The organism is Micrococcus sp. KRD128, from assembly GCF_017168395.1.
GTDB lineage: Bacteria > Actinomycetota > Actinomycetes > Actinomycetales > Micrococcaceae > Micrococcus > Micrococcus luteus.
Genome location: NZ_JABFAX010000068.1, coordinates 1 through 6,128, shown reverse-complemented (window position 1 = coordinate 6,128; position 6,128 = coordinate 1). Strand labels below are relative to the sequence as shown.

Genomic DNA, 6,128 nt, shown 5'->3' with positions numbered 1-6,128 from the left:
CCGGCGGGGTGGGGCGGCCATCGACCGGATCCGACGCACGGCGTCCGAGTCCTGTGGGAGGGTGTCGAACACGGCGCGCAGCACGCGAGGCCCGGGCTCGGGCAGGGCTCGCGCCCGTCGGGCCACCGCGCGGACGGCCCGGCGGGCGCGGCGTCGCCAGTCCCCCGCGCTCACAGCGTGACGCTCTCACCCGTGCGGGCCGACGCGATCATCGCCTCGGCCACGCGCAGCGTGTCGAGCCCCTCCGCCATGGACACGTGCTCCTGCCGGACTCCGAGGATCGCGTCGCGGAACGCCTCGTGCTCGGTGTGCAGCGGCTCGGGCTTCTCGATCGCCAGACGGGTGACGTCCCCCTCGGAGACGCCACGGAACGCGGACACCGCGTCCCAGCGAGTGCGGACCGATCCGTTGGCCTGGAAGGTCAGGTCTGCGTGCACGGTGTCCGCCACGAACGCGCCGAGCTCGCCGGTGACGACGGTCTGGCGGATCTTCACCGGCGAGAGCCAGTTCACCACGTGGCTCGTGATGGCCCCGCACTCGAGGCGGCCGTTGGCGACCACCATGTCCTCGTGCTCACGGCCGGAGTTGGTCATGGTCTCCGCGGCCACGCGCGTGAACGGGCTGTCCGCCAGCCACGCGGTCAGGTCGATGTCGTGCGTGCCGAGGTCCTTGACGACCCCGACGTCGGCGATGCGGGCGGGGAAGCCGCCCTGGCGAACGGTCGTGATCTGCAGGACTCGGCCCAGCTCGCCGGCCTGGATCCGGCGGCGCATCTCCTGGAGGGCGGGGTTGAAACGCTCGATGTGCCCCACGGCGCCGACGAGGCCGGCCTCGTCGAAGGCGTGGACCAGGCGGGTGCCGGCCTCGGTGCTGTGTGCGATCGGCTTCTCGACCATCACGTGCACGCCGGCCTCGGCCAGGGCCATGCCGACCTCCTCGTGCAGGCCGGTCGGGACGGCACACATGACTGCGTCCACGCCGTGGTCGATGAGCCCCTGGACCGAGTCGTAGAGGGGCAACTCCCCCGCCACGCCGTGTGGATCGCCCATCGCGTCGGCGACGGCGACCAGCTCGGTGCCCTCGACGGAGCGCATCACGCGGGCGTGGTGGCGGCCCATCATGCCCAGGCCGATCAGTCCGGTGCGCAGCACGCTCATGCGGCGGCCTCCGCGACCACGGTGTTGACGGCCTCGACGACGCGTGTGACGTCCGCGTCCGTCAGGGACGGGTGGACCGGGATGGAGAACACGGTGGACGCGGCCACGCGGGTGTTCGGCAGGTCCGCCTCGACGCCGAAGGAGGGCAGCTCGTTGGTGGGCACCGGATAGTAGACGCCCGTGCCGACCCCGAACTCGTCCTTCAGGCGGGCGAGGACGTCCGCCCGCTTCCCGGCCAGCTCCTCGGGCAGGCGGACCGTGTACTGGTGGTACACGTGCTCGGCGCCCTCGAGCACCGTCGGCACGGTGACCCCGCGCAGCTCGGCGTCGAAGCGGGCGGCGATCTCCTGCCGGCGCCGGGTCCACGCGCCGACCTTGGTCAGCTGCACCCGGCCGATGGCCGCGTGGATGTCCGTCATGCGGTTGTTGAAGCCCACGAGCTCGTTGCGGTACTGGACTTCCATGCCCTGGTTGCGCAGCAGGCGCAGGCGACGGGCGACGTCCTGGTCCGCCACGGAGACCATGCCGCCCTCACCCGAGGTCATGTTCTTGGTCGGGTAGAGGCTGAACATGCCCCACGCCCCGAAGGTGCCCACGGGGCGTCCCTTCCAGCGGGCGCCGTGCGCCTGCGCCGCGTCCTCGAACAGCTGGAGGCCGTGCTCGCGGCAGATCGCCTCGAGCTCGTCCATGCGGGCCGGGTGGCCGTACAGGTGCACCGGCATGACGGCGGCGGTCCGCTCCGTCACCTTGGCGCGCACGTCCTGGGGGTCGAGGGTGTACGTCTGCAGGTCCACGTCCGCGAAGACCGGGGTCGCGCCCGTGAGGGCGACGGCGTTGCCGGTCGCCGCGAAGGTGAAGGCGGGCACAATGACCTCGTCGCCGGGGCCGATGCCCGCGGCCAGCAGGCCCAGGTGCAGGCCGGAGGTGCCGGAGTTGACGGCCACGCAGGCCCGGCCGTCCACCATCGCGGCACCGAACTCCTCTTCGAAGGCCGCGACCTCGGGGCCCTGCGCCACCATGCCGGAGCGCAGGACGCGGTCCACGGCCTCGCGCTCCTCGTCGCCGATGAGCGGTTTCGCCGCCGGGATGAACTCAGCCATGGTTCTCCTCCTCCTGCGCGGGTCCGGCCGGGCGCAGCGCCCCATCCCGCTCGATGAACGTCTCCCCGGTGTCCGGGCAGACCCAGACGCCGTCCTTCTCCTCGAGCCGGCGGCCCGTCCGGCCGACCCAGCCGATGCGCTTCGCGGGCACCCCGGCCACGAGGCCGAAGTCTGGCACGTCGCGAGTCACGACGGACCCGGCGGCCACCAGCGCCCACGCGCCGATGCTCACCGGGGCGACACACACCGAGCGGGCGCCGATCGCGGCACCGTCCCCGATCTCCACGCCCACGGCCTCCCAGTCGTTCCCGGACTTCTGCGACAGGTCCGGGTTGACCGCGCGGGGGTAGGTGTCGTTGGTCAGGACGACGCCGGGTCCGATGAACACGCCGCGGCCCAGACGGGCCGGCTCGTAGACGAGGGCGAGGTTCTGGACCTTGCAGTCGTCGCCGAGCTCCACCCCGGTGCCGATGTAGGCCGCGCGACCGACGATGCAGCGCTCGCCGAGGCGGGCCTGCTCACGGACCTGCGCGAGGTGCCAGACCTTGGTGCCGTCGCCGAGGACGGCGTCCTCGGCGACGTCGGCCGAGGCGGCGGTGAAGACGTCCCCGCTCATCGGGCGGCCTCGGCGTCCTGCGGCAGGCCGATGACCCGACGGGTCACTCCCGCCCAGGCGTCGGCGTCGGTGACGTTGCGGCCGTCCACGAAGGTGCGCACGCCCGGCAGGTCGGCCGGGGTGAGGGCGCGGTACTCGGCGTGGTCCGTCTGCAGGATCGCGGCGTCGACCTCGGAGCCGGAGGAGTGCGGGGTGAAGCCCAGCGCGGTGAGCTCCTCGTCCGAGTACATCGGGTCGTCCACGGTGACCTCGGCGCCGCGGGTGCGCAGGGCGCCCACGGTGGCGAACACACCGGAGAACGCGGTCTCCTTCACGCCGCCGCGGTAGGCGGCGCCCAGCACGACGACGCGCTGACCGGCGAGGTCGCCGTGGGCCTGGGCGAGCAGGTCCACGGCGAAGTCCGGCATCGAGGCGTTCACGGCGCGCGCGGTGCGGACGATGTCCGCGGCCGGGTCGTTCCACAGGTACAGGCGCGGGTAGACCGGGATGCAGTGGCCGCCCACGGCGATGCCCGGGCGGTGGATGTGGCTGTACGGCTGCGAGTTGGAGGCCTCGATCACCTGGTAGATGTCGATGCCGTTCGCGCCGGCGTAGCGGGCGAACTCGTTCGCCAGGCCGATGTTGACGTCGCGGTAGGTGGTCTCCGCGAGCTTGGCTATCTCGGAGGCCTCCGCGGAGCCGAGGTCCCACACGCCGTTGGGACGGGACAGGTCAGGACGCTCGTCGAAGTCCAGCACGGCCTCGTAGAACTCGCGGGCGCGCTCGGCGCCGGCCGGGGTCAGGCCGCCGATCAGCTTGGGGTAGCGGCGCAGGTCCTCGAACACGCGGCCGGTGAGCACGCGCTCCGGGGAGAACACGAGGTGGAAGTCCTCCCCCTCGGTCAGGCCCGAGCCCTCCTCCAGCATCGGCTTCCACCGGGTGCGGGTGGTGCCCACGGGCAGCGTGGTCTCGTAGGAGACGAGGGTGCCCGGGGTCAGGTGCTTCGCCAGCTCGGTGGTGGCGCCGTCCATCCAGCCGAAGTCGGGGCGGGCCTCGTCGTCCACGAAGAGCGGCACGACGAGCACGACGGCGTCGGCCCCCGGGACGGCGTCGCCGTAGTCGGTGGTGGCGCGCAGGCGGCCGTCGGCCACCGTGGAGGAGAGCTTCTCCTGCAGGTGGGCCTCGCCCGGGAAAGGCTCGGTCCCCGCGTTGACGAGGTCCACGACGGTGGCGTTGACATCCACGCCGACCACCTCGTGTCCCTTGCTCGCGAACTGCACGGCCAGCGGCAGGCCGATCTTGCCCAGGGCGACGACGGCGATCTTCATGCGGGTCCAGTCTTCCTTCCGTGCACGGGCCCCACGCGGCGAGCGTCGGGCGGGCGTCGAGGAGGCCTCCGGAACACGAGAGTGCGGGAGGCCCGGCGCCAGCGTCACTGTATCAGCGCGGGTGGACGCCGAGCCGGTCATAGAGCGCCCGATAGCGGCGCGCGTTGGCCTCCCAGGTGCGCGTCTGCAGGGCCCATTCCCGGCCGGCCGCGCCGAGGCGCACCCGCTCGGCTGGGTTCCCCGCGAGCCGGTCGAGGGCAGCGGCCAGCGCGGCGGGATCCTCCGCGGGGACGAGCAGGCCGGTCCGCTCGTCCTCGACGAGCTCGGCCAGGGCCGGCAGGTCCGAGGCGACGACGGGCCGACCGGTGGCCGAGGCCTCGACGGTCTTCATCGGCGTCACCGCGCGGGTGACGGGCAGGTCCCGGCGCGGGACCGTGAACACGTCCAGGGCGGCGTGGTGCAGGCGCGCGTCCTCGCGGTCGACCCGCCCGGGGAAGGCGCACAGCTCCGCGATGCCGAGCTTCGCGGCCAGGGCCTGCAGCCCGGGCCGGGCGACGCCGTCGCCGGCGATGTGCACGCGCAGCCCGGGACGGTGCGGGGCCAGCCGCGCGGCGGCGCGCAGCAGAGTGTCCAGGCCCTCGTAGTCCACGAGGCTCGAGACGGTGCCCACCACGAAGGCGTCGGTCGGCAGGTCCCAGCCCAGCCGGGCGCGTGCCTCGTCCCGACCCGCCGGCTCGGCGACGAAGGCCGGGCCCACGGCGTTGGGGCAGAGCACGACGGCGTCCTCGGCCACCCCGGCCGCGACCAGGCGGTCGCGCATGCCCGCCCCGAGCGTCACGACCCCGTCGGCGCGGCAGGCGGCCTCGGCCTCCCGCTCCTGGAAGAGCCGGTACCGTTCCGAGGCCAGGGCCTCGGGACCGCGCACCGCCGCCCACGTGTCCGCGAGCTGCCCGCGGACCTCGTACACCCACGGGATCCCGAAGGCCCGCGCCACGGCCTCGACCGCGAGCGCGTTCACGAAGTGCGTGGTCGTGTGCAGCAGGGCGGGACGGTGTCGTCGCACGTGCGCGGCCAGCAGCTCGGCGTGCTGCTGGATGCGGGCGGCCTGGCCCTGGGCGAGCCGGGCCGGCAGCAGCCGGGCGTAGCCGATCCCGTCCACGACGTCCCGCTGTGCCGCCCAGGGCACGCCGATCTGCACGGGGTAGCCCGGCCGCGTCACGGCGGCGACATCGAAGCCCTCGTCCCGCAGGGAGGTGAGGATCGCGTGGCTGCGCTGGGCGTACCCCGACCCGGTGTGGGGCAGGGAGTTGGTCAGCACGTGCAGCACCCGCCCCGGGACCGGGCGGTAGCCGGGCTCAGTCGGCACGGTCGGGGCGACGCCGCGGAACGCGTCCCGCTCCCCCGCCATGCGGCGGGCGAGATGACGGTTGCGGGGATGCCGCGCGGCGAGCGCGGCCGCGCCGCCCAGGTCGCCGCGGTGCGCCGCCAGGCGTGCGGCGGCGGCCGTCCACGCCGCGCCGCGATGCTCCTCCGGCACGCTGCCGAGCAGCGTCTCGGCGACGTCGGGCCGGCCCATGCCGAGGGCCGCGTCGGCCCGGTGGACCAGCCCGCGGCCGCCGCCCGCCCCCGGACGGGACGCGCGGACGGGCCGGCCGGCCTCGTCCACGCCGAGGGCGGCCAGGGCCGCCGCGCGCTCGCCCCGCATCTCGTGGCCGAGCGCGGGCACGACGCCGTTCCGGCCCAGGCGGGTGAGGACGCCGGCCGCCCCGCCCGCCACCGCGGGCGGAAGTCGACGGGAGACCTGCAGGGCCAGCAGCACCGGGTCGTCCGTCACGTGCTCGCGGACGGTCTGCGCGGTCAGGGCCAGGGACCGCAGCAGCGGGCGGCGGGACGACGCGGGGCGCTCGCGTGCGGTCATCGGTGCGGGCTCCTGTCGGCGGGGCGGGCG

The 6,128-nt window shown here is 74.5% G+C and carries 5 protein-coding genes; all 5 read right to left on the bottom strand.

Annotated elements, in window-relative coordinates; all coding sequences use genetic code 11:
• Positions 1-170: 170 nt before the first annotated feature.
• On the bottom strand, positions 171-1,157 hold the full coding sequence (locus J1M44_RS11530; protein WP_098471501.1) for a Gfo/Idh/MocA family protein: 987 nt from the start codon (positions 1,155-1,157) through the stop codon (positions 171-173).
• Entirely contained in the window at positions 1,154-2,257 is a 1,104-nt protein-coding gene (locus J1M44_RS11525; protein WP_206481172.1) for a DegT/DnrJ/EryC1/StrS family aminotransferase, read from the bottom strand. The genes J1M44_RS11530 and J1M44_RS11525 overlap by 4 nt, the downstream gene beginning before the upstream one ends.
• On the bottom strand, positions 2,250-2,873 hold the full coding sequence (locus J1M44_RS11520; protein ID WP_098471499.1) for an acyltransferase: 624 nt from the start codon (positions 2,871-2,873) through the stop codon (positions 2,250-2,252). The genes J1M44_RS11525 and J1M44_RS11520 overlap by 8 nt, the downstream gene beginning before the upstream one ends.
• A complete protein-coding gene (locus tag J1M44_RS11515) occupies positions 2,870-4,180 on the bottom strand; it encodes a nucleotide sugar dehydrogenase (RefSeq protein WP_206481163.1) in 1,311 nt (436 codons plus the stop codon). Before J1M44_RS11515 ends, J1M44_RS11520 begins: the two co-directional genes overlap by 4 nt.
• Before the next feature lie 112 nt (positions 4,181-4,292).
• Positions 4,293-6,098: a glycosyltransferase family 4 protein gene (locus J1M44_RS11510; protein ID WP_206481156.1), complete on the bottom strand. Its 1,806-nt coding sequence runs from the start codon at positions 6,096-6,098 to the stop codon at positions 4,293-4,295.
• Between the last annotated feature and the right edge of the window lie 30 nt (positions 6,099-6,128).